Source organism: Stenotrophomonas pavanii (genome assembly GCF_900101175.1).
In the GTDB taxonomy this organism is placed as follows: Bacteria; Pseudomonadota; Gammaproteobacteria; order Xanthomonadales; family Xanthomonadaceae; genus Stenotrophomonas; species Stenotrophomonas pavanii.
This window is the reverse complement of sequence record NZ_FNFQ01000005.1, coordinates 168,437-192,087: the sequence shown is the minus strand read 5'-3', so window position 1 is coordinate 192,087 and position 23,651 is coordinate 168,437. Positions and strand designations below refer to the sequence as shown.

Genomic DNA, 23,651 nt, shown 5'->3' with positions numbered 1-23,651 from the left:
TTGCCGGTCAGTCCGGTGCCTTGGCTGGCACGAACGGCGATGTCGGGTCGCTGGCCGGGAAGGTCTCCTCCAGCGCTTCGTCCTGGTTGTCGCTGGCGCGCTGCTTGCGTTCGCGGCGCTTGAGCGGGCTTTCCTGGCCGCCACGATGGCGGTCGCCGCCATCCTTGCGGTCCTGGGCCGCCTGTTCAGCCTCGTGCTTCACCGGCAGATGGTCGTTCCCGTGCTCGGCATCGAAGAACGGTGCGCCGGTGCCACGGTAGTCCGCGTTGTCGGCGTCGCGCTTGCCGCGCTGCTCGCCGGGAATGGGCGGGTGATTTTCCCGCAACGGGTCTCGGGAGGTCTCTCGGCTCATGGTCTGGCTACCTGCGCTGGGGCCTCCACTACACCGCGCCGCAGGTAAAGCGGCTGCGAACCTGGCGTCATGAACATCTCGCTCACCCCCCGGTAACGCTACCGCGCGTATTCCTGCCCACCCGCCCCCGTTGCAGGAGCCGGCCATGCCCCGTCTTGAACGACCCGCGCCGTCCGTGTTCAACGCCCTGCTCGATCCGCTCGGCCAGCGCACCGCGCAACGCCGCACGCGCCGGCATGAAGACCCGCAGGCGGTGGCGCAGGACTACCTGCAGTACATGCTCAGCGACTATGAGGAGCGCCGCGGCCAGGGCCATCGCAACTGGCGTGACCTGTGCCCGGTCTATGCGTTCGCGCTGACCACCCATGCGGCCGACTGGCCGCGCGGTGATGCCGCCGATACCTGCGAGGAACTGGCCGAGCACTGGGAACAGATGCGCGGCCAGTCGCGGCTGGGCTGGTCGCAGGCGCGTCCGGTGGTGGAGGATGCCTGGCGCGCGCTCGACCACATCCCCGCTGCGGCGGTGAGGCCGTTGCTGCAGTAGTGCCGGCCGCTGGCCGGCAACCCCAGGAAACTTCAGGCCGCGAGCTCTGCCGGCCAGCAATCGGGACTACCGCATGTGTGTAGAACCCACGTGCACGGCACGGACACGGGTGGTTTACGCCCGTCGGGCCACGCTGGGCACCCTGCCCTAGCAAAGGTGCGTCCATGGCCCGCCCGATCTGGACCGGCACGCTGTCGTTTGGCCTGCTCAACGTGCCCGTGTCGCTGATGTCCGGCGAACGCCGGGTCGATCTGCAGTTCCGCATGCTGGATTCACGCGACCGCAAACCGATCCGCTTCGAGCGCGTCAACGCCGACACCGGCGAGGAAGTGCCCTGGAAGGACATCGTCAAAGCCTACGAGTACGACAAGGGCAGCTATGTCGTGCTGGAGGAAGGCGACATCCGCTCTGCGGCACCGGAGAGCCATGAGGCGGTCGAAGTGGAATCGTTCGTGGACGCGGCGCAGATCGACCCGCGCTACTACGAGAAGCCCTATCTGCTGGTTCCCGGCAAGAAGGCCGAGAAGGGCTACGTGCTGCTGCGCGAAACACTGCGCAGCACCGGCAAGGTGGGCATTGCCCGGGTGGTGGTGCGTACCCGCGAATACCTGTGCGCGGTGATGCCGCATGCCGACGCGCTGGTGCTGATGATCCTGCGCTATCCGCAGGAACTGGTGGATCCCGAGGATTACAAGCTGCCCACCGGAAAGCTCGCCGACTACCGCATCAGCAGCAAGGAAACGGCGATGGCCGAGCAGTTGATCGAGTCGATGTCCGGTGATTGGGACCCGTCGCAGTACCACGACGAGTTCCGCGAGCGCCTGCAGCAGGTGCTGAACAAGCGCATCAAGTCCAAGGGCGGCACCACGCGGGTGGAGGATGAACCTGCACCGCGTGAGGACGCCAGCACCAACGTGGTCGATTTCATGGCACTGCTGCAGAAGAGCCTGGATGCGAACAAGCGGACGCCGGCAAAGAAGGCCGCGGCGCGCAAGGCAGCCGCAAAGCCGACGGTAAAGAAGGCCGCAAAGAAGACAACGAAGAAAGCTGCAAAGAAGTCCGCACCCCGGCGCAAGGCAGGCTGAGCCATGTCGCTGCACCAGTACCGGCGCAAGCGCCGGCTCGGCGGTGGCGCCGGGCAGACGCCGGAGCCTGACGACGTCCCCGCGCACGGCGATCCAAAGCGCCGGCCGACCTTTGTCATCCAGCTGCATCACGCCAGTTCGCGCCACTACGACTTCCGCCTGGAAATGGAGGGCGTGCTGAAGAGCTGGGCGATACCGAAGGGCCCCTCACTTCGGGCCGGCGAGAAGCGGCTGGCGGTGCAAGTGGAAGACCATCCGCTGTCCTACGCCACGTTCGAGGGCGATATCCCCGAAGGCCACTACGGCGCGGGCCATGTCGAAGTATTCGATCAGGGCACCTGGGCCTGCGAAGGGGATCCGCTTGAGGCACTCGCCGCAGGGAAGATCGACTTCGTGCTGCATGGCCAGCGCCTGGCAGGCGCCTGGAAGCTGGTGCGCACGGCGATGAAGGGGCGCCAGGTGCAATGGCTGCTGATCAAGCGCAATGACGATGCAGCACGCGATGCGGACGCGGACGACCTGCTGGAGGTGCCCGCGTCGAAAGCCCGACCGTCGAAGAAGCGTGCTGCGACGAAAGCGGTTCGCGCTGCTCCGGCCGCGCGCGCCCGCAGCCGCAGGGCCTCAGCGCGCTGGCGTACCCGCGCGCTGGGGCTGGAAGGCGCGCGCGACACGGCCTATCCCCGCGACTTCAAGCCACAGCTGACCGATCACCGCGACAGTGCCCCGGACGGCGAACGCTGGCTGCATGAGATCAAGTGGGATGGCTATCGGCTGCTGGCCGACCTGCACGAAGGACAGGTGAAGCTCCGTTCGCGCAACGGCCTGGACTGGACGGCCGACTTCCCCGAAGTGGCGCAGGCGGTGCAGGCTCTGCCGGTGGATGATGCGCGCCTGGACGGCGAGCTGGTGGTGCTGGACAAGCAGGGGCGCAGCGACTTCGCCGCGCTGCAGCGGGTGATCGACGGCAGTTCGAAGCAGCCACTGCGCTATATCGTGTTCGACCTGCCCGGCGTGGCCGGCACGGACATCAGTCGTGCACCGTTGCTGGAACGCAAGGCGCTGCTGAAGGATCTCATCGGGCCCGCGCCGGGCATCCTGGCGTTCAGCGAACACGTGATCGACCATGGACCGCAGGTGTTCGACGCCAGCGGCAAGGCCGGTTTCGAAGGCATCGTCAGCAAACAGGTGGATGCCCCGTACGTGAACACCCGTGCACGCAGCTGGGTGAAGGTGAAGCACGAGGACACCGAGGAGTTCGTGATTGTCGGCCACACTGCACCCAAGGGTTCACGGGTAGGATTCGGCTCGCTCCTGCTGGCGGCGCCGGACAAGGGAGGGCTGCGTTACGTGGGACGGGTAGGCACCGGTTTCGACGATGAGAGCCTTCGCGCGCTGGCCCAGGCCTTGCAGCCATTGGCAGTGACGGCGCCGGTGCTGCAGCTGCCGGCACACGTCCCGTTCCGCGCGGCGAGCGTGCGCTGGGTCAAACCGGTGGCGGTGGCCGAGGTGGCCTTCCGTGGCTGGGGCAAGGAAGGCCTGCTGCGCCAGGCCAGCTTCAAGCGGCTGCGCAGCGACAAGCAGAAGGAGGACCTGGGCGTGGACGCAGCAGAGGCCGACGCGGGGTCCGGGGTCCAGATCACGCATCCCGAGCGGGTCGTGTATCCCAGGCAGAAGCTGCGCAAGGGTGACGTGGCCGACTACTACCGGCGCATGGCACGCTGGATCCTTCCTGAAATCGCCGGCCGGCCGCTATCACTGCTGCGCTGCCCGGATGGCGTCGGCAAGGCCTGCTTCTTCCAGAAACACCATGGCCCCGGGCTGGGCGACGCCGTGCATGCGGTGCCCCTGCAGCAGAAAAGCGGCCGCGAGGACTATGTCTACATCGACGATGCGCGGGGCCTGCTGCAACTGGTGCAGATGAATACCCTGGAGCTGCATCCGTGGGGCGCGACCGTGGCCGATCCCGAGCATCCCGATCGCCTGGTGTTCGACCTCGACCCCGGCGAAGGGGTGAGCTGGGCACAGGTGAAAGCCGCCGCGCGCGATGTCCGTGATCACCTGCAGGAGGTCGGCCTGGAGAGTTTCGTACGCCTGTCCGGTGGCAAGGGCGTGCATGTGGTGGTGCCGCTTCAGCCCAAGGGCGACTGGGAACAGGCCAAGGCGTTCTGCGAGGCGTTTGCGCGGGCGATGGCGGAGCGGGCGCCGGACCGTTACGTGGCGACCATGAGCAAGGCAAAGCGTGGTGGCGTCATCTTCATCGACTGGCTGCGCAACACGCGCGGCGCCACCAGCGTGTGCTCCTGGTCGCTGCGCGCGCGCGACAGTGCCGGCGTAGCGGTGCCGCTGCGCTGGGAAGAGCTGGCCCGGGTCAGGGCGGCCGATGCGTTCCCGATGGAAAAGGCGCTGGCCCGCGCCAAACGGCTGGACAGTGACCCATGGCAGGGCACCGCGCAGGTGAAGCAGACGCTACCGTCGCTGAAACGGTAGTGCCGGCCGCTGCAGGATGGGAGGTTGCCGGCCAGCGGCCGGCACTCCCTGCAGGCGCTCAGCGCGGGTCGCGCGAGGGGCGGCGGCCGAACCACCAGCCCACCAGCAGCTGCAACGGCAGCGATGCCAGCAGCGCAATGACGAACCAGAACGGGAAATCCGCGCCCGTGGTCCACATCGCGTAGCCGCAGCCCAGCGCGATCAGCGACCAGATCGAGAATCCGTGCGAACGCGGCCAGCAGGGCGCGTAGTAGGTGGCAAAGGCGATACCCGCGATGCCGCCGAGCACGCTGAAGGCGAGATCCCAGCCCAGCTGCACGCTGTTGTCGCCAGGCGCCATGCCCAGCAGTGGCGGCAGCCAGCCGGCGACGCTGCTGACCAGTGCAAGCGACAGCACGCCACCGATCAGGGCAACGATGGACAGGAACAGGATCTTGAGCATGGCGGGCATGCGCGCATTGTACGGCTGCCACAGAGTGCCCGCGTTGCCGGCCAGTGGCCGGCACTACCGAACCGCCTGGGTTTGCGGGCCAGCGGCCAGCACTACCGAACCGCCTTGGGTTTGCCGGCCAGCGGCCGGCACTACCGATGAATCGGCATGGCCGCCGCGTCCGTGGGAGAGGGGGACGGAGCGACGGCGGCCATGCACGGAGGGTCAGGCAGCGAAGTCCAGTACGACGCGGCCTTCGATGGTGCCGGCATGCATGCGTGCGAACACGTCGTTGATGTTCTCCAGGCGGTCGGTGCTGACCGTGGCCGCGACCTTGCCTTCGGCGGCGAACTGCAGCGATTCCTGCAGGTCCAGGCGGGTGCCGACGATCGAGCCGCGCACGGTGATGCCATTGAGCACCATGCCGAAGATGTCCAGCGGGAAGTTGCCGGGTGGCAGGCCATTGAGCGACACGGTGCCGCCACGGCGGACCATGCCCAGCGCCTGCTCGAACGCCTTGGGCGATACCGCCGTGACCAGGGCGCCATGTGCACCGCCGATCTCCTTCTTCAGGAACGCAGCCGGATCGGTGCTGCGCGCGTTGACGGTGACCTGCGCGCCCAGCTGCCGCGCCAGCGCCAGCTTGCTGTCGTCCACGTCCACGGCGGCGACGTTCAGGCCCATCGCGCGGGCGTACTGCACCGCCATGTGGCCCAGGCCGCCGATGCCGGAGATCGCCACCCAGTCACCGGGCTTGGTGTCGGTGACCTTCAGGCCCTTGTAGACGGTCACGCCGGCGCACAGCACCGGCGCGATCTCGACAAAGCCCACTTCCTTCGGAAGCAGGCCGACATAGTTGGCATCGGCCAGTGCGTACTCGGCGAAGCCGCCGTTGACCGAGTAGCCGGTGTTGCGCTGCGTCTCGCACAGCGTTTCCCAGCCACCCAGGCAGTGTTCGCAATGGCCACACGCCGAGTACAACCAGGGGATGCCGACCCTGTCGCCTTCCTTGACGTGCCCGACCCCGCCACCCACGGCCACGACGTGCCCCACGCCCTCGTGACCGGGGATGAACGGCGGGTTCGGTTTCACCGGCCAGTCGCCCTCGGCGGCGTGCAGGTCGGTGTGGCAGACGCCACAGGCCTCGATCCTGACCAGCACCTCGCCCGCCCCCGGGCGCGGTACCAGGACTTCCTCGATCACCAGTGGCTTGCCGAACTCACGCACGACAGCGGCCTTCATGGTCGAATTCATGTTCGGGTCTCCGTAGTGCGCTTGCCCACAGAATGACGCCGGCGCGAGGCCGGCGCTTTGATCACGATCAAACCTTTGAAGATCCGTGCGCCGGGTTCAGCTGGCCAGGACCGACGCTTCGCGGGCCAGGCGCTCGATGGCGTCCCAGTCGCGGGTCTGCAGCAGCGCCGGGGTGGTCAGCCACGAGCCGCCCACGCACAGTACGTTGGGCAGGTGCAGGAACTGCGGCGCAGTCTGCGCGCTGATGCCGCCGGTCGGGCAGAACCGCACCTCGGAGAACGGGCCGTGCCAGGCCGCCAGCAGCGCGGCACCGCCGGCCTGCACGGCCGGGAAGAACTTGAACGTGTCATGGCCGTGTTCCAGGCCCAGGATCAGGTCCGAGGCCGTGGCCGCACCGGGCAGGTACGGCAGGTCGGCATCGCGCGCGGCCGCGTACAGGGCCGGCGTGGCGCCGGGGGACACCGCGAAACGCGCACCGGCCTGCTTCGCCGCCTGCATCTGCGCGGAGGTGAGCACGGTGCCGGCACCGATCACCGCGTCCGGTACGGCTTCGACCATGGCCCTGATCGCGTCCAGCGCCCGCGGCGTGCGCAGCGTCACCTCGATCACCGGCAGGCCGCCGCGGAACAATGCCTGGGCCACGTTGACCGCTTCATCCACATCGTCGGGGGTGTACACCGGGATCACCGGTGCCAGTTTCAGGACCGCGCGTACGCGCGGATCAGCGGCGGACATCGAGTTGCTCCTCGCCCATCAGGGCCAGCACGTCAGCTTCGCTGACAGGATTGAAATCGCCGGGAATGGAGTGCTTCAGCGCCCCGGCGGCCAGGCCGAAACGCACGGTGGCGTCGGCATCAAGGCCGGACAGGATGCCATGCAGGATGCCGGCCGCGAAGGCATCGCCGCCGCCAATGCGGTCGACGATGCCCTGCAGGTGACGCACCGGGGCCTGCGCGCGTGCCCCTCCGCGGCCCAGCAACAGCGCGCCCATCGCATGATGGTCCACGCTCAGCACCTGCCGCTGCGTGCATGCCATCCACTGCAGCTGCGGAAAGGCGCTGAACGCGGCCGCCGCCGCTGCGTCGACCCGCTCCACCGGGTCCGGCTGAGTGAAGCGCGTACCCAGCACGACCTCCATGTCGCGGTAGTCGGCGAACACAATGTCGGCCTGCGCGAACAGCGCGCGCAGCACCGCCTGGGCATCGCCGCCCCAGCGCTGCCAGAGGCGGGGCCGGAAATTGCCGTCGAAGGAGACGCGGACACCGGCCTGGCGTGCCGCGCGCGCCGCCGCCAGCGTGGCGGCAGCCACGTCAGGGCCCAGCGCCGGGCTGACACCGGACAGATGCAGCCACTGTGCGTCCTGCAGCAGCGCAGGCCAGTCATAGTCGGCCGCCGTGCTGCGTGCGAACGCCGAATCCGCGCGGTCATAGACCACTTCACTGGCGCGCTGCACCGCGCCGGTGGTGAGGAAATACAGCCCCATGCGGGCATCCGGCACTTCGCGCACATGCCGGGTATCGACCCCGTGCCGCCGCAGTTCGCCCAGCGCGTGCGCACCCAGCGGGTTGCCCGCCACCGCGCCGACCATCCTCACCTGATGTCCCAGCCGGGACAGCGAGACACCGACGTTGGCCTCGGCGCCGCCCACATGGACCTGCAGCTGCGGCGACTGCAGCAGCAGTTCGTGGCCGGGGGCGCCCAGGCGCAGCAACAGCTCTCCGAAACACACGATACGACCCATCTCAGCTCCTTCACGCGTGCCGCCGGCATGGGACACTGCATGGCATGTAAGTGGACCACGCAGGGGGCGTGGCATTGACCATCGGTGTCATTCTAGACCGAAGTCGCCTTGCAGGTGCTCGATCGACATGACGAAACCATTGTCCTGCAAGCGTCTTGGAGACATTACAGATCTGTTGCGGTGCAAGATGCCCGATCCCGGTGGTGCTGCTAACGTCGGCTTTGACCAGCGGTGTCATTCCGCTACACAGCCGCGATACCAGACCTTTGGGAGAGGGAAAGGCATGCAATCTCGGATCCATGGAAAAAAGACACCGGTTACCTTGCTGGCGATGGGCGTGGCACTTGCCCTGTCGGCAAACGCGACCGCCCAGCAGCAGACCGCAACCGACCTGGACACGGTGACCGTCACCGGCTATCGCGCCAGTGTCGAGAAGGCGCTGGACATCAAGCGCGGCGAGGCCGGCGTGGTTGATGCCATCGTCGCCGAGGACATCGGCAAGTTCCCCGACCTCAACCTGGCCGAATCGCTGCAGCGCATCCCCGGCGTGGTGATCACCCGCGAGGCCGGCGAGGGGCGCAACATCTCGGTGCGCGGCCTCGGCCCGGACTTCACCCGCGTGCGCATCAACGGCATGGAAGCGCTGACCACCGTTGGCGCCGGAGACCAGAGTGGCGGCACCAACCGTGGCCGTGGTTTCGACTTCAACGTCTTCGCCTCGGACCTGTTCTCGCAGCTGCTGGTGCGCAAGACCGCCTCGGCCGACGTGGAAGAGGGATCACTGGGCGCCACGGTCGACCTGCGCACCGCGCGCCCGTTCGACTATGACGGCTTCACCTTCGCCGCCAGCGGTCAGGCCGGCTACAACCAGATGGCTGAAAAAGCCGATCCGCGGGTGGCCGCGCTGATCTCCAACACCTTCGCCGATGGCACCTTCGGTGCCCTGCTGTCGGTGGCCTACTCCGAGCGCCAGGCGCTGGAGGAAGGCTCCAACACCGGCCGCTGGGCCAACGGCCCCAGCAACGGCAACTTCGCTGCGTCATCGCCGTTTGCCGCAGCACGCGCCGCGGATGTCTTCCATCCGCGCTTCCCGCGCTACGTGCAGATGGAACACGAGCAGAAGCGCCTGGGCGTGACCGGCTCGCTGCAGTGGAAACCCAGCGACGCCACCGACGTCTCGCTGGACGTGTTGTATTCGAAGATCGATGCCACCCGCGACGAGCACTACATCGAAGCGATCTCCTTCAGCCGCGGCAGCAGCAGCACGCCGCGCCTGGTGGGCAAGCCCTCGACCATCGTCAGGAACGGCGAGATCCGCAACGGCGCGCTGCTGTACGGTGAATTCGACAACGTCGACATCCGCTCGGAGAACCGGCACGACGAGTGGAGCACCGAGTTCAAGCAGATCAGCCTGAACGGCCAGCACCGCTTCGGCGACGACTTCACCGTGTACGGCAAGCTCGGCATCTCGCGCTCCAGGCACGAGAACCCGGTGCAGACCACCGTCATCATGGACAAGTACGACGTCAAGGGCTACAGCTACGACTATCGTGGCAACAGCCGCTTCCCGATCCTCAACTACGGCATTGATCCGACCAGCCCCAATGGTTGGGAGCTGGCGGAAATCCGCCTGCGCCCGCAGTACGTGGACAACGATTTCGATACCGGGCAGATCGATTTCAACTGGAACATCAGCCCCGGCTTCCGCCTGAAGGGTGGCGTGCTGGCCAAGGACTATACGTTCAAGACCACCGAACTGCGCCGCGCCAGTGAACTGGCCGTGCCCACCTTCGCCAATGGCAGCAGGATCGTGCCGGTGGACATGGTCAGCCAGGCGGGCCTGAAGGGCATCGACGGCAATCCGTCCAACTGGGTGGTGCCGGACCTGGATGCGATCGCCGACCAGTTCGACATCTACAGCAACAGCGGCATCTACGCCGTCGCCCCCCGCGCCAACAACGTGCGCAGCGTGGAAGAGAAGGATCGCGGCGCCTACCTGATGGGCGAGTTCAGCACCGAGATCGGCGCGCTGCCGCTGTCGGGCAACTTCGGCGTGCGCTACGTGCGTACCCGGCAGTCGTCCACGGGCCTGTCTACGCTGGCCAGCGGCACCACCTCGACCACGGCCACGCGGACCTACGACGACACCCTGCCCTCGTTCAACCTGGTGGCCGAAGTCACGCCCGATTTCCTGATCCGCCTGGGGGCGGCCAAGGTCATGACGCGCCCGGGGCTGGGCAGCCTGACGCCCGGCGCAACCGTGGCCGTGGCCGGCGGTGCCCGCACCATCTCCAGCGGCAACCCCAACCTGGACCCGACACGCGCCACCAATGTCGACCTGGGCTTCGAGTGGTACTTCGCCGAAGGCGCGATGGCGGGCCTGGGCCTGTTCTACAAGGACATCGAGACCTCGGTGCAGACCCTGCGCGAGAACCGCCCGTACACCGACAGCGGCCTGCCCGCCGAACTGCTGATCGGTACCGGCGCCTCGCCCACCGACGACTTCACCTTCACCCGCCCGGTCAACACCCCCGGTGGCGAACTGTACGGCGCCGAAGCGAACTACACGCAGCCCTTCAGCTTCCTGCCGGGCAAGTGGTCCAACCTGGGCGTGCAGTTGAACTACACCTGGGTGGAATCGAAGATCCAGTACATCAACGCGTCCGGCCAGCCGGTGATGAAGAACGATCTGCTGGGCCTGTCCAAGTCCTCCTGGAACGCAACCCTGTTCTATGAAGGCGAGACCTTCTCCGCCCGCGTCTCGGCCACCAACCGCGATGACTACCTCACCCAGGTTCCGGGCCAGGAAACCGGCTTCAACCTGGACGGCTACCACGGCATGACCGGCACCACGGTCATTGATGCGTCGCTCCGCTACAGGATCAGCGACCAGCTGGAACTGAGCCTGGAAGGCATCAACCTGACCAACGAAGCCTCCGACGAGTGGGTGTACTCGCCCGCGACCGGCCGCCTGCCGCTGCAGTACACCGAAACCGGCCGCCAGTTCCTGCTGGGCGTGCGCTACAAGTTCTGAGCAATGCTGGCGGCGCGCACCGGTGCGCGCCGCCGCACGTCGTGACCGCTGCTGCGCCGCAAGGTGCCGTCGTGGCATGGCCTTGCTACGGTCCGGCGGCCCACCGCCGGCCGTCGCCCGTTGAAAGGAAACGTCTTCATGCCGCACCGCACGACCTTGTTCCGCTGCCTGCTGCTGGCAGCGGCGCTGGCCGCAGGCCCCGCGACGGCCGCCGCCGATGTCCCTGCCCTGCTCTTCCACGTCGATGCCCGCCACGGCCTGCAGGCCGTGACCGCACAGGGTGAAGCCGTACCGAACTTCCGCGACAGGGTGGCGGTGGTCGACGATGGTGCCGGTGGCAAGGCCATCCAGTGGGAAGACGACGGCGTACTGGCCTGGGACGCACCGGGCAACATCCTGGCCCAGCGCGGCACCCTCGCCTTCGACTGGCGTCCGCGCTATGCGGTGGGCGAAGCCCCGTTCGTGATCTTCCGCGTCGGCTACGCCGACCACAGCAGCTGGGACATGGCCTGGCTGCGCGTCGACTGGAACGGGCACGGTTTCGATGCCTTCGTCACCGATGCCAACCTTGCACGCACCCGCGTGTCGTTCCGCATGGACACGCCACCGCGCCCCGAGCAGTGGCTGCACCTGGCCTTCGCGTGGGATGAAGACCAGGGCGTGCGCCTGTTTGTCGACGGGCGCGAAGTGGCGCGGGCGCAGACCACCGGTGACTACGATGCGGCGCTGGACCAGCTCGGCCTTGCCGGGCGGGTGATGGCACCGTACCAGGTGCAGAGTCGCTACAACTTCCTGCGTGGGAGTGATTTCCAGCACATCCGGGTCTACGACCGCATGCTGGATGCGCCGGCGGTGGCAACGCTGGCGCGCGGGCGCGAGCCGGCCAGCGCCGTGGCGATCGGCGATGGCACGCGCGCCTGGCGCCACCGCTTCGGCTGGGAAGGGGCTGCACCCCCCGCGTTGGCGGCCGGCGGCACCCGCATCCGCAAGATCGAATTCGCCGACACCCGCGACCTGAAGGCGTGGATGTGGAAGGCCACCGATGGCATCGCCGAAACCACCTGGCCGGGCGTGTACAACCGCTCGCGCCTGCCCGGCCGCAATGACTACTTCCAGCTTCCGGACTGGAACACCTATGTGGAAGGCGGCCAGCACCTGGACCTGACCCTGCCGGCCACTGAAACGGTGAACCGCGTGGAGATCCGCGGTGCGGCCTTCGGCACCCTCGCCCACGGGCCCGACGCCCGACATGCCACTGACGTGCTGGCGACGCGCCCGCGCGGCGTGGTGCGCAGCGTCGACGACATTGCCGCGCAGCGCGGCGGCGTGCTGCGTTTCAGCAACGTCGAGCAGGAAACACCGATCCAGGAAATCTGGGCCTACCACGTGAGCGAGGGCACCGAGCCGGAAGGCACGGTGAAGCAGACCTACATCATCGACAGCCAGGCGCTGCCCGACTACACCAACCTGGACGCATTGCGCCGCTACATTGACGGACGTTTCCCGGCCGCCGAACGCAGCACGGTGATGGCGCTGCCGAAGGGCGCCGGTTCCCGCCGCCGGGATGCCGGCACCCTGCCCGCACATCCGCAGCCGATCGTGCACGTGCTGATTCCTTCCGGGGTGGGTGACGCGCCGGCCAACCAGCCGCTGATCCGCAGCTGGGCCTACAGCTGGGAAAACATGCACGACGGCCTGGATGGCGTGGCCCTCGATATCCCCGCGCTGGACCTGCCGGCCACCCATGACGGGCTGATCCCGCTGAACATCCGCATCAAGGATCCGATCTGGTCGGCGCGCGACATGATCGATGTATCGGTGTCGGTGCCGCCACGGCAGGCGCGCACGCTGTGGCTGGACCTGCGCGATCGCATCCTCACCCCGGACAGCCTGTGGCTGAGCATCGCCTCGGCCGCGCCGGGCTTCGATGCAGGCGCCTTGGACGGTGCGCAGGTCCGGCTGGTGTTCAAGCCGCGCGCCGAGGCACTGAAGGAGCACGTGGCCGACCGCTTCAACCAGGTCCGCGACAACTGGGGCTTCCTGGTGGAAGAGCACACCACGTCCAAGCGCCAGCGCCTGTACGCGCGCGTGTACGCGGACCTGAGCGACCTGCTGCGGGTGGATCCGGACCATGAACTCGGCCGCCTGTACTGGAACTACATCAGCTACAACAGCCAGGGCCGCCCGCCCTACACGGCGCCTGCCGTGCCCAGGGGCGTGCCGGCGTGGGCATTCAACCAGGTGCAGGACCTGGCGCAGGCGCGGCAGTTCGTCGACTGGTGGATCGACGAACGGCAGGTGGCCTACGGTGACTTCGGTGGTGGCATCTCCGACGATTCCGACCTGACCCAGCAGTGGCCGGGACTGGCCCTGATGGGCGTGCGGCCGGATCGATTGAACGCCTCGCTGACCGCGCTGTCCGACGCGGTGTACCGCAATGGCATGTTCAGCAATGGCCTGAGCACCATCGAGACCGACGAACTGCACTCGTACGAGGAAGGCATCAACACCAACAGCGCCATGCTCTACCTCAACTGGGGCGATCCGCTGACGCTGGAACGCCTGATGGAAACAGTGAAGGCCTTCGACGAGCGCATCATCCTGCGCAACCCGCAGGGCCACCTGCTGTTCTCCAGCAACTGGTTCGGTGGCAACAAGGTGTACCGCGAACCGAACTGGCAGTGGCAGAAGCCGTATTCGTTCCCGGTGCTGCACCCGGCGTTCCTGCTGGGCCAGTACAACGCCGATCCGACCGGTCGCAAGCTGGTGATCGGCCTGGCCGATGGCTACCTGGCCCACGCAGGCAAGGACGACAAGGGGCGCTTCACCCTGCCCAACGAGATCAACTGGGCCAGCGGTGCCACCCGGGGCGGGGAGTTGAACAATGGCTCCGGCGGCGGCGACACCCTGCATACCTTCTGGGCCGCGTGGCGCTGGACCGGCGATGCGAAGTACCTGCAGGCACTGGACTATCGCGTAGCCCGTGGCGGCCCGGGTGCGCTGGCCAACCTGGGCGAGAACGTGGTGGACATCCTGGGGCGGCAACAGGACTGGTATCCGCTGCTGAGCACCGAGGCCGATGCGGGAAAGACCGGCTTCGCCAGCCTGATGGCGTGGCAGGCCAGCGGCGACAGGGCCTACATCGCCGCGATGCATGCCGACGGCCTGCAGGCGAAAGTGCAGCGTGCGTACATGAACACCGAGGGCCACTGGTGGTCTGACCGCGTGGAAGCACCCAGCGAATTCCTGCAGCGCGCACGCCTGGGCGGCATCGCGCTGAAGCGCAACCAGAGCTGGCCCGGCCATACCGTCAGCTGGCGCTTCGACCGCGAGGACGCGGCCGAACAGGTCGCCCTGCTGGTACACGCGCCGTCGCGCGAGCGCTTCACGGTGACCAGCTACAACCTGGGCACGCGCACCATCGGTGCGGACATGACCGGCTGGAACGTGGCCAGTGGTACCTGGCGCATTCGCAGCGGCGTGGATGCCGATGGCGACGGGCGCATCGACGGCCCGGTGGCCGCGCGTACCGTGCAGCTGGAAACCAGCACATCGGTGCCGATGCAGTTCCGCCCCGGCCGGACCGAGGTATTCGAATTCGAGCGGATCAGCGCGGGCACGCCGGTGGAAACCCGCCCGGACCTGGGCATCGGCCGTGGCGATGTACGGGTGGACGGCCGCCAGGTGCACGTGACCGTGCACAGCCTGGGCCATGTCGGCAGCGGCGTGGGCGTGGCGGTGCTGGAAGATGCGCGTGGCCGCGAGATCGCCCGGACCGAAGTGCCGGCGATGGCCGCACCGGCCGATCTGCAGCCGAAGACCGCGGTCGTGTCGTTGCCGTTGCCGGCCGGTGACCGCAGCGGCCTGCGCGTGCGCGTGGCACTGGCCGACGGCGGCGAGGAAGTGACGCAGCTCAACAACCGGGTGGACGTGCCGCGCTGATGCCTGCGCAGGGGCCGGGCCATGCCCGGCCGAACGCGGTCAGGCTGCGTCGGTCTCCATCAGCTTCACCCGCCGCTGGTACCAGTCCTCGCCCAACGGTTCGAACACCGCGCTGCGTTCCATCACGCCCTCGTAGACGTGCAGCGATACCGCCACGTCCGCGTCGCTGGCGTTGCGCAGCGTGTGGTACTCGTGCGGCGGAATCAGGCTGCCGGCACTGCCGCGATGGCCGTACAGCGCCGGCTGGGCGGCGAAGCGATGGCGTTCGCCCTCCTGCTCCAGCAGCGCGTACGGGGTGACGACCAGTTCGCCCTGCCAGACCCCTTCCACGCACCACATCGCATCGTGGTCGTGCAGCGGCGTGCCCTGGCCCGGGCCCCAGCACATCGCGATCACGCTGTAGCCCAGGGTCGGGCTGCGATGCAGTTCGCGGCGCGCGTAATGCCCTTCGACCGGGCGCCGCACGCAGGGCGGCAGCTGGATGGACGGATCGACGATGGCCTCACGCAGCACCTGCTGCAGCGCATCGGTGATCGCCTCCGGCGTGCCCAGCATCACCGCGGCATCGATCGCAGCGAACAGGCGCTCCCGGCCGGTGAACGGCAGTGGCGAGGACATCTCTCCCATGGCCCGACTCTAGCCGAGACGGGTTAACAGAATGTTTGCACCACGGTGTCATCACTGCGTGCCGCGCTGCACGAACGGCACTTTCGCGTACAGCGCACGCTCGCCGGCACGGGGATCATCCACTGCGCGGCTGTGCTGATCGAACAGCATGGTCTGGCGCTGCGGCAGACGGTAGGGGGCCCATTGCGACATTCCGCGATGATTGGGGTCGCCGGTCCGGGCAAAGGCGATCAATGCGTCGCTCATCGTGGCCGCCAGCGCCTGCGCGTCCGCACCGCCGCCGGTGCGTGCACCGGGCAGGCCGGCGTTGTCGAACACCAGCGGGATGTCCAGGGTATGGAAGGCGCGCAGCCGGCCCTCCTCCACCGGGGAGTCCCAGTCCAGCTGGTAGGCCCAGGTGGGTGCGGCCCCGCTGGGCTGGCGCGCACGCGCTTCCAGTTCCTCCACTGCGCCACGCCAGGAACGGCCGGCAGTGGTGGCGGCAAAGAACACCTCCGATGGCGTGTAGTGCGGGTACAGGCGCCGGTACTCGGCGATCACCGTCTGCGGCAGCAGATCAACGAACTGCTGGCGTTCCAGCTGCGCCGGCAGCGTCTCCCAGGTCAGCGCGAAGTTGGCCGGGTCATTGCCGAGGAAGGCGCGGGTCTCGTCGCGGGTATTGCCGATCACCATCGGAATGGCGGCCGACTGCAGCGGAGCCTGCGGCCAGAACGGATGCACCGGCAGGGTGACCTCGTCCAGCACCGGCCCGAAGTACAGCGACGTGCTTTCCACCCGCGACGGATCGCGCGCGCGGGTCGCCGCCAGCAGATCGGCGGTGGGCAGTCGCAGCAGTGCCGCCAGGTCCCCTGCGCCTACGGTCTGCATGGCGATCGCCGCGCGCTGCGCGGCGGCACGCGGGCCGGCTGCGGTGACCTGCTGGCCGCTCATGGTCCAGGCGCGCTGGAACAGGCCGCGTGCGGCCGGCATTGCCATCAGCGTAGCGATCTTGGCGCCGCCCCCGGACTGGCCGAACACGGTGATGTTGCCGGCATCGCCACCGAAGGCTGCCGCATGCTCGCGCACCCACTGCAGCGCCTGCACCAGATCGAGCTGGCCGACGTTGCCCGACGCCGCATAGCGTGCATCGCCCAGCCCACCCAGGTACAGGTAGCCGAAGGCATTCAGGCGATGGTTGAGGGTCACCACCACCACATCGCCGCGACGGCACAGCGCACTGCCGTCGTACAGCGGGTCGCTGCCGGAACCGTTGTTGAAGCCACCGCCATGCAGATAGACCAGCACCGGGCGGCGGCCGCCATCCCCCAGCGCCGGCGTCCAGATGTTGAGGAACAGGCAGTCCTCGCTGCCGGGGCCTTCTGCGCCCGCCTGTGGCGCGGCGGCGCCGTAGTCCAGCGCATCGGCGATGCCGTTCCATGCCGCTTCCCGGCGCGGCGGTTGGAAGCGATGGGGGCCGGTGTCGGCACCGTAGCGCACGCCGCGGAACACCAGCACGCCTTGCTCATGCTGGCCGCGCAGGCGCCCCCCGCGCACGCGGACGATCGGCAGGCGGTCGTCGCGTGCACCGGGCATCGCCGCTGCCGGCAGTGTCGCCAGCGTCGCCGTGGCCAACGCCCAGCGCGCGCTGTCGCGCAGGAAGCGGCGGCGCTGCAGGTCGTCCGGTGCTCCCGTCATCGGCTGCCCTCCGCGCCCTTTCCTGCCGTCAGCCACGCCTGCGCCAAGGCCGGCCACAGCGCCAGCGACGAACCACCCTGCAGGTGCATGCCGAAGCCGTGGCCGCCGTGGGCGAACACGTGCAGTTCGTGCTCCACGCCCGCTTCGGCCAGCGCCCGCGCCATCACTTCGCTGTTGTGCACGCTGACCACGCGATCGTCAGCGGCATGGATCAGCAGGGTCGGTGGCATGTCCGCGCGCACGTGCTGCTGCACCGAGTACCGGGCCGCCAATGCGGGGTCAGGGTGTTCGCCCAGCAATCGCCCGCGCGAACCGCTGTGCGCATGCGCACCCATGTCGATGACCGGGTAGACCAGCACCGCCCGTGCCGGGCGCGCGCTCAGCTGATCGATCGCATCGCGTGCGGGATAGACCGGAGCATCGAAGCCGGTGGCCAGCCGCGCCGCCACGTGGCCGCCGGCGGAGAAACCCATGACCGCCACGCTGCCGGCCTCCAGGCCGCGGCGTGCGGCCTGGTCGCGTACGACCCGCAGCGCGCGCTGCGCATCGGCCAGCGCCGCCTGGCGGTCCCTGCCCGGCTGCGGCAGGCGGTAGCGAAGCACGAACAGGGTGAAGCCTGCCCGCTGCACCCAGTCCGGTACCAGCGCGCTGCCTTCCTTGTCGATCACCACGCGCTGGTAGCCGCCGCCCGGAATGACCAGCACCGCCTGCCCGTTCGGACGTGGCGGCGCGTACACGATCATGTACGGCGCATCGATCCCGTCCACGAACCGGTCCGGATGGGCCGGGTCGGGGCTGCGCTCAACCACGCGCGCCGTTCGCGACGCAGCGCTTTCGCCGGGTACCTGCCCGGCGGGCCAGAGCGGCAGGCGTTCGCCCGTCACCTCGCGCCCGGGCCGCTGGCCGTCGCGCAGCGGGACGTCGGTGGCGCGCGCCGGTGCAAGCGTCAACAGAACGGACAGGCACAGCACAAGGGTGGGCAGACGCATGGCGGACCGGGCTCCAGCAAGGGGGGGCAGCGTGCCGCAGGCGCCCCGGAAGCGGGCGTGATGCGCTGCGGCTTGCGTGATGACACCGGTTTACCATATACACCTCCTGCAGACGCTGTCGATGGGCAGTGCAACAACGCAGAGGGAGACCGTTCTTGAGCAACGAACACGGCACACAGGGGCACAGGCCGACGCCGGACGATGCAGCCGCGATCGCCCGCGCCTTCACCGACGCCCGCCGCGCCGGCCAGGCCCTGACAGGGTTTCCCGGCACCATTCCGGCCGATCTGGTGCACGCCTACCGGGTCCAGGACCGCGCCATCGAGGCCTGGGACGATCAGGTGATCGGCTGGAAAGTGGGGTACATCGCCGCCGAGCGCCGCGATGGCTCCGGCGACGAACGCCTGCTGGGGCCGATCTTCAAACGTCAGCTCTGGAATGATACCGGTGGAACAACCGACATTCCGGTATTCGTCGGGGGCTTTGGCGCAGTGGAAGCAGAGTACGTGCTGGAGCTGCTGGAGGACGCCCCGGCCGGACGGTTGCACTGGTCCCCGGAACAGGCCGAAGCCCTGCCCGCGCGCCTGTACATCGGCGTGGAAGTGGCCAGCAGTCCGCTGGCCACCATCAACGAACTGGGTCCGCGCGTGGTGGTGTCCGACTTCGGCAACAACAATGGCCTGGTGCTGGGGCCGGAGATCACCGGCTGGACCGCCCGCGACGAGACTGCGCTGCGTGCGGAGACCGTCATCGACGGCGAGGTGGTCGGTACCGGCGGCGCCACCCGCCTGCCCGGCGGCCTGCGTGCGGCCTATGCCTTCGCGCTGTCCCGTTCGGCGCAGCGCGGCCGGCCGCTGCGCAAGGGCGACCTGATCGCCACCGGCAACGCTACCGGCATCCACGATATCGAGGCAGGACAAACGGCGCTGGTGCGCTTTGCCGGCTTCGGTGACATTGCCTGCCGGGCCGTGCCGGCGGGATGACCGCCGGCCAGCCCTGGTGAACACGCGCGGGAGGGCGCAGATGATCACACGACGTAATTTCCTGGCCGGCGGCGCCGCTGCGCTGGCGACGCCGATGCTCGCTGCCTGCGGGCGTCGGGCCGCCGGCGACGTGGACGGCAGCACCCTGCTGACCGCGACCGACGTGCACGTGGCCGACTACCCCACCGTCACTGCGGTGAAGTGGATCGGCGAGACCCTGCAGCGTGAGACCAACGGCCGCCTGCGGCTGCGGCAGTACCACTCGGGCCAGCTGGGCCGCGAGTCGGAAGCGATCGACATGGCGCGCTTTGGCGCCATCGACATCACCCGCGTGTATGCCGGTGCACTCAACAACGCATTTCCGCTGACCCAGGCACTGTGCCTGCCGTACGTCTTCAGGTCGGTCGCACAGCAGCGCGCCGCACTCGATGGCGGCGTGGCCGACGCGGTGCTGCGTGGCTTTGAAGGCCGCGATCTGGTCGGCCTGGCGATCTACGACTCCGGTGCACGCTGCTTCTACAACACCAAGCACCCCATCGTTTCGCCCAGCGACCTGCACGGCCTGAAGCTGCGGGTGGCCTCGTCGGACATCTTCATCCAGCTGATGCGCCTGCTCGGCGCCAACCCGACGCCGATGTCGCTGGGCGACACGTTCTCCGGCATGGAGACCCACATGATCGACGGCGCCGAGAACAACATGCGCAGCTTCCATTCCAGCCGCCATTTCGAAGCCGCGCACTACTGGTCGCAGAGCGACCATTCGTATGCGCCGGACGTGCTGCTGATGTCGCGCGCCCGTTTTGAACGCCTCAGCCCGGATGACCGCCAGCTGCTGCTGCACACCGCCCGCGCATCGGTGGCGGTGATGCGTGAGCAGTGGGACGCATCGGAGGATGCCGCGCGCCGGGCGGTGCTGGCCTACGGGGTGAAAGCCAACGAGGTCGACATGGCGGCCTTCCGCGATGCGGCGCAGCCGCTGCTGAAGCACTACCTGCAGCAGCCTGGCATCGCCGCGCTGGTTGACCGCATCCGTGCCGCCTGAGGATACCGCCATGACCGAAACGACGACCTCCACCACCGGACCCGGCCAGCGCCTGCTGGACCGCATTGCCGACATCGCCATCTACGGCGCCGTCGCCGCCCTGCTGGGGCTGGTGGTGGTGCAAGGCTGGCAGGTGTTCGCGCGCTACGTGATCAACGATTCGCCCAGCTGGACCGAGCCGGTCACCCTGCTGCTGCTGGCCACGGCGATGAGCCTGGGCGCGGCCTGCGGCGTACACACCAACCGCCACTTCGGCTTCTTCCTGCTGCATGCCTACATGGGCGCCGGCCTGCGCCGCGCGGTGGACGTGCTGGTGCAGCTGGTGGTAGCGGTGCTGGGCGGCTTCATTGCGTTCTGGTCGGCCGACCTTCTGGTCGACGGACTGGACATCAAGACCGCCGGTGCCAACCTGCCGCAGAGCATCAACTACCTGCCGCTGGCGGTGGGGGGCGCGCTGATGCTGATGTTTGCACTGAACCGCGCGTGGAACGCGCTGCAGGCCCGCGTCACCGGCGCCGAAGACGCTGAAGGAGATCGTTGATCCATGGGCATCACCCTCCTGTTCTCCGTATTCGCCGTGCTGCTGCTGCTCGGCGTGCCGGTCGCCTACGCGCTGGCCGCTGCGGCGCTGGCCACCCTGCTGTACCTGGATATCCCCAGCATCGTGCTGGTGCAGCAGATCTCGGCCGGTACCGGCTCCGCTTCGCTCATCGCCATTCCACTGTTCATCTTTGCCGGCGAAATCATGATGCGCGGCGGCATCTCCGAGCGCCTGATCGCACTGGCCTCGTCGCTGGTCGGGCGCCTGCGCGGTGGCCTGGGCCAGGTGTCGATCCTGTCCTCGCTGTTCTTCGGCGGCGTGTCCGGCTCGGCCATCGCTGATGTCTCGGCGGTCGGCGGCACGATGATCCCGCAGATGGTCAAGCGCGGCTACGACCGCGATTTCGCCGTCAACGTCAGCATCACCGCCGCGCTGGTGGCCCTGCTGGTGCCTCCGTCGCACAACCTGATCCTGTTCTCCGCTGCTGCCGGCGGGGGGCTGTCCATCGCCGACCTGTTCGCCGCCGGCATTGTCCCTGCGCTGCTGATGACGCTGGCACTGATGATCACCGGCTATGTGGTCGCACGTCGCCGCGGCTATGGCGTAGAGGTCTTTCCAGGCTGGCGTGCCGTGGCCCTGCGCATCGTCTCCGCCCTGCCCGGCCTGGGCCTGGTCGCGCTGATCTTCGTCGGTATCCGCGCCGGCATCTTCACTGCCGTGGAAAGCGCGGCGATCGCCGTGGTCTACGCCCTGCTGGTGACCACCGTGCTGTACCGGCAGCTGCGCTGGCGCGAGTTCTTCGACACCGTCATCCATGCCGCGCGCAGTACCGGCGTGATCCTGTTCGTGATCGCCACCGCGGCGGTGTTCGGCTGGCTGCTGGCGTACCTGCAGGTGCCGGCTGCCGCCGTCGAGTTCCTGCAGTCGTTCGCGCACAGCCGCTTCATGGTGCTGCTGATGATCGTGGTGATGCTGCTGTTGCTGGGCACCTTCATGGATCTGGCGCCGATGATCCTGATCTGCACGCCGATCTTCCTGCCGGTGGCGCGCGCCTACGGCATCGATCCGATCCACTTCGGCCTGGTGCTGGTGCTCACCGGCGGCCTCGGCCTGGTCACCCCGCCGGTCGGCTCGGTGCTGTTCATCGGCACCTCCATCGGCAAGATCAGCGTCGGCCAGAGCATGCGCACCATCTGGCCATTCTGGTTCGCCGCGCTGGGCGTGCTGCTGGTGGTCACCTTCTTCCCCGCCCTGTCGCTGTGGCTGCCGGCCGCGCTGCGCGGCTGAGCCGCAAGGAGACTGCCATGCGTGCACTGCGTATCGTCGCCGCCGCCACCCTGTTCGCCGTGTTGCTGCCGGCATGGCCTGCACCCGCGGCGGAGACCGCGCGCGCCCCGGCGCAGTGGGCGCGGGGGCTGGAACACCAGCGCCAGGCGGACCGTGGCGATGGCACGTTCCTCAATCCGGTGCTGGCCGGCGACCATCCGGATCCCTCGGTGCTCAAGGACGGAGACGATTACTACCTCACGCTGTCGTCGTTCGACGCCTATCCCGGCCTGCCGATCTGGCACTCGCGCGACCTGGTGAACTGGCAGCCGCTGGGCCATGCGATCACCCGCAACGTGGGCTCGATCTGGGCGCCGGACATCGTCAAGCACCGGGGGCGCTACTTCATCTACTTCCCGGCGCGCACCGGCGAGCGCCGCAGCAACTTCGTGGTCTGGGCCGATGACATCAAGGGCCCATGGAGCGCACCGATCGACATCGGCCTGGGCGGCTACATCGATCCTGGCCATGCGGTGGGTGAAGACGGCAAGCGCTACCTGTTCCTCAGCGGTGGTGATTACGTGCAACTGGCCGACGATGGGCTGAGCGTGGCCGGCACGCCGAAGCACGTCTACGACGGCTGGCGCTATCCGCAGGACTGGGACGTCGAGGCCTATGCGCAGGAAGGCCCGAAGATCCACCTCCGCAACGGCTGGTACTACATGACCACGGCGGTGGGCGGCACGGCCGGGCCGCCCACCGGCCACATGGTGATCACCGCGCGCTCGCGTTCGATCCACGGACCGTGGGAGAACGCGCCCAACAACCCGATCACGCGCACGCAGTCGGCAGCCGAGCCCTGGTGGTCGCGTGGCCATGCGACGGTGATCGAAGGGACCGATGGGCGCTGGTGGATGATGTACCACGGGTACGAGAACGGCTTCTGGACGCTGGGCCGCCAGGCCCTGCTGGAGCCGATCGAATGGACCGCCGACGGCTGGTTCCGCGCGACCGGGGGCGACCTCGGCCAGCCACTGCGCAAGCCGGCCGGACAGGCACTGTCGCCGCATGGCATGGCGCTGTCGGATGATTTCCGCGGCAGCACGCTTGGCCCGCAGTGGGCGTTCTTCAATCCGGCGCAGGACGAGTACCGGCGGCTGGGTTTCAGCGGCAACGGCCTGGTCCTGCAGGGCAAGGGCAGCACGCCGCGCGATGCGTCACCGCTGACCACCATCGCCGGCGACCGGGCCTACCAGTTCGAGGTGGAGATGGAGATCGCCCCCGGTGCCGTGGGCGGCGCGCTGCTGTTCTACAGCGACCGCCTGTACGTGGGCGTGGGCAGCAATGGCGAGTCGTTCATCATGCATCGCTACGGCGAGGAGCGACCTGCCCGGCCGGCGGCGGGGCGCGGCGGCCGGCTGTGGCTGCGGGTGACCAACAACCGCCACATCGTCACCTTCCACTCCAGCACCGACGGGCACACTTGGCAGAAGTATCCGGTTCAGATGGAAGTGTCCGGTTACCATCACAATGTAGCGGGCAGGTTCCTGGCGCTGAAGCCGGCGCTGTATGCGGCCGGCGACGGTGCGGTAACCTTCCGCAACTTCCGCTACCGCGCGCTGGACTGAGCGCGGAGCCGGAATCCCCAGACTTACCGGGT

The 23,651-nt window shown here is 68.4% G+C and carries 18 protein-coding genes; 10 read left to right on the top strand and 8 right to left on the bottom strand.

Annotated features, from left to right (window positions below):
• Window positions 1-7: 7 nt before the first annotated feature.
• Window positions 8-352 carry a hypothetical protein gene (locus BLS66_RS10825; protein WP_049468438.1) on the bottom strand — a complete coding sequence of 115 codons (345 nt, stop codon included), beginning with the start codon at window positions 350-352 and terminating at the stop codon, window positions 8-10.
• A gap of 145 nt (window positions 353-497) precedes the next feature.
• Between BLS66_RS10825 and BLS66_RS10820 the strand changes: the two genes are divergently transcribed.
• From BLS66_RS10820 to ligD, 3 genes are all read left to right on the top strand, one after another.
• Window positions 498-896, top strand: coding sequence for a hypothetical protein (locus BLS66_RS10820; RefSeq protein ID WP_049468440.1), 399 nt, complete (start codon window positions 498-500; stop codon window positions 894-896).
• Window positions 897-1,060: 164 nt separating this feature from the next.
• A complete protein-coding gene (ku, locus tag BLS66_RS10815) occupies window positions 1,061-1,981 on the top strand; it encodes a non-homologous end joining protein Ku (RefSeq protein ID WP_074725849.1) in 921 nt (306 codons plus the stop codon).
• A 3-nt stretch (window positions 1,982-1,984) separates the two neighbouring features.
• Window positions 1,985-4,468, top strand: a complete 2,484-nt coding sequence (gene ligD, locus BLS66_RS10810; RefSeq protein ID WP_074725848.1) for a DNA ligase D — start codon at window positions 1,985-1,987, stop codon at window positions 4,466-4,468.
• Window positions 4,469-4,526: 58 nt separating this feature from the next.
• On the opposite strand, the gene BLS66_RS10805 is transcribed toward ligD, so the two are convergent.
• The 4 genes from BLS66_RS10805 to BLS66_RS10790 form a co-directional block, all read right to left on the bottom strand.
• Window positions 4,527-4,919 (bottom strand): hypothetical protein, encoded by a 393-nt coding sequence (locus BLS66_RS10805; RefSeq protein WP_049468446.1) that lies wholly within the window; start codon window positions 4,917-4,919, stop codon window positions 4,527-4,529.
• 204 nt (window positions 4,920-5,123) lie between these two features.
• Window positions 5,124-6,152, bottom strand: coding sequence for an alcohol dehydrogenase AdhP (gene adhP / locus BLS66_RS10800; protein WP_049468447.1), 1,029 nt, complete (start codon window positions 6,150-6,152; stop codon window positions 5,124-5,126).
• A 96-nt stretch (window positions 6,153-6,248) separates the two neighbouring features.
• A complete protein-coding gene (eda, locus tag BLS66_RS10795) occupies window positions 6,249-6,887 on the bottom strand; it encodes a bifunctional 4-hydroxy-2-oxoglutarate aldolase/2-dehydro-3-deoxy-phosphogluconate aldolase (RefSeq protein ID WP_049468449.1) in 639 nt (212 codons plus the stop codon).
• Window positions 6,874-7,893, bottom strand: a complete 1,020-nt coding sequence (locus BLS66_RS10790) for a sugar kinase (RefSeq protein ID WP_049468450.1) — start codon at window positions 7,891-7,893, stop codon at window positions 6,874-6,876. Before BLS66_RS10790 ends, eda begins: the two co-directional genes overlap by 14 nt.
• Before the next feature lie 283 nt (window positions 7,894-8,176).
• On the opposite strand from BLS66_RS10790, the gene BLS66_RS10785 reads away from it, so the two are divergent.
• The gene (locus BLS66_RS10785; RefSeq protein ID WP_057494434.1) at window positions 8,177-10,927 is read left to right on the top strand and encodes a TonB-dependent receptor; all 2,751 of its coding nucleotides are present in this window, start codon (window positions 8,177-8,179) and stop codon (window positions 10,925-10,927) included.
• Between the two features lie 138 nt (window positions 10,928-11,065).
• On the top strand, window positions 11,066-14,869 hold the full coding sequence (locus BLS66_RS10780) for a LamG-like jellyroll fold domain-containing protein (protein ID WP_074725847.1): 3,804 nt from the start codon (window positions 11,066-11,068) through the stop codon (window positions 14,867-14,869).
• A 39-nt stretch (window positions 14,870-14,908) separates the two neighbouring features.
• On the opposite strand, the gene BLS66_RS10775 is transcribed toward BLS66_RS10780, so the two are convergent.
• The 3 genes from BLS66_RS10775 to BLS66_RS10765 are packed head-to-tail and all read right to left on the bottom strand — an operon-like array spanning window position 14,909 to window position 18,141.
• Window positions 14,909-15,496, bottom strand: a complete 588-nt coding sequence (locus BLS66_RS10775; protein WP_053506099.1) for a cysteine dioxygenase family protein — start codon at window positions 15,494-15,496, stop codon at window positions 14,909-14,911.
• Between the two features lie 51 nt (window positions 15,497-15,547).
• Entirely contained in the window at window positions 15,548-17,170 is a 1,623-nt protein-coding gene (locus tag BLS66_RS10770) for a carboxylesterase/lipase family protein (protein ID WP_074725846.1), read from the bottom strand.
• Window positions 17,167-18,141: an alpha/beta hydrolase gene (locus BLS66_RS10765; RefSeq protein WP_074725887.1), complete on the bottom strand. Its 975-nt coding sequence runs from the start codon at window positions 18,139-18,141 to the stop codon at window positions 17,167-17,169. The genes BLS66_RS10770 and BLS66_RS10765 overlap by 4 nt, the downstream gene beginning before the upstream one ends.
• A 173-nt stretch (window positions 18,142-18,314) precedes the next feature.
• Between BLS66_RS10765 and BLS66_RS10760 the strand changes: the two genes are divergently transcribed.
• The 5 genes from BLS66_RS10760 to BLS66_RS10740 are packed head-to-tail and all read left to right on the top strand — an operon-like array spanning window position 18,315 to window position 23,619.
• Window positions 18,315-19,142 (top strand): 2-keto-4-pentenoate hydratase, encoded by an 828-nt coding sequence (locus BLS66_RS10760; protein WP_074725845.1) that lies wholly within the window; start codon window positions 18,315-18,317, stop codon window positions 19,140-19,142.
• A 40-nt stretch (window positions 19,143-19,182) separates the two neighbouring features.
• Complete coding sequence (locus BLS66_RS10755) at window positions 19,183-20,184, top strand: TRAP transporter substrate-binding protein (RefSeq protein WP_074725844.1); 1,002 nt, start codon at window positions 19,183-19,185, stop codon at window positions 20,182-20,184.
• 10 nt (window positions 20,185-20,194) lie between these two features.
• Complete coding sequence (locus tag BLS66_RS10750) at window positions 20,195-20,725, top strand: TRAP transporter small permease (protein WP_074725843.1); 531 nt, start codon at window positions 20,195-20,197, stop codon at window positions 20,723-20,725.
• A 3-nt stretch (window positions 20,726-20,728) separates the two neighbouring features.
• On the top strand, window positions 20,729-22,012 hold the full coding sequence (locus BLS66_RS10745) for a TRAP transporter large permease (protein WP_049468465.1): 1,284 nt from the start codon (window positions 20,729-20,731) through the stop codon (window positions 22,010-22,012).
• A gap of 17 nt (window positions 22,013-22,029) precedes the next feature.
• Window positions 22,030-23,619: a family 43 glycosylhydrolase gene (locus BLS66_RS10740; RefSeq protein ID WP_083348161.1), complete on the top strand. Its 1,590-nt coding sequence runs from the start codon at window positions 22,030-22,032 to the stop codon at window positions 23,617-23,619.
• Window positions 23,620-23,651 lie beyond the last annotated feature (32 nt).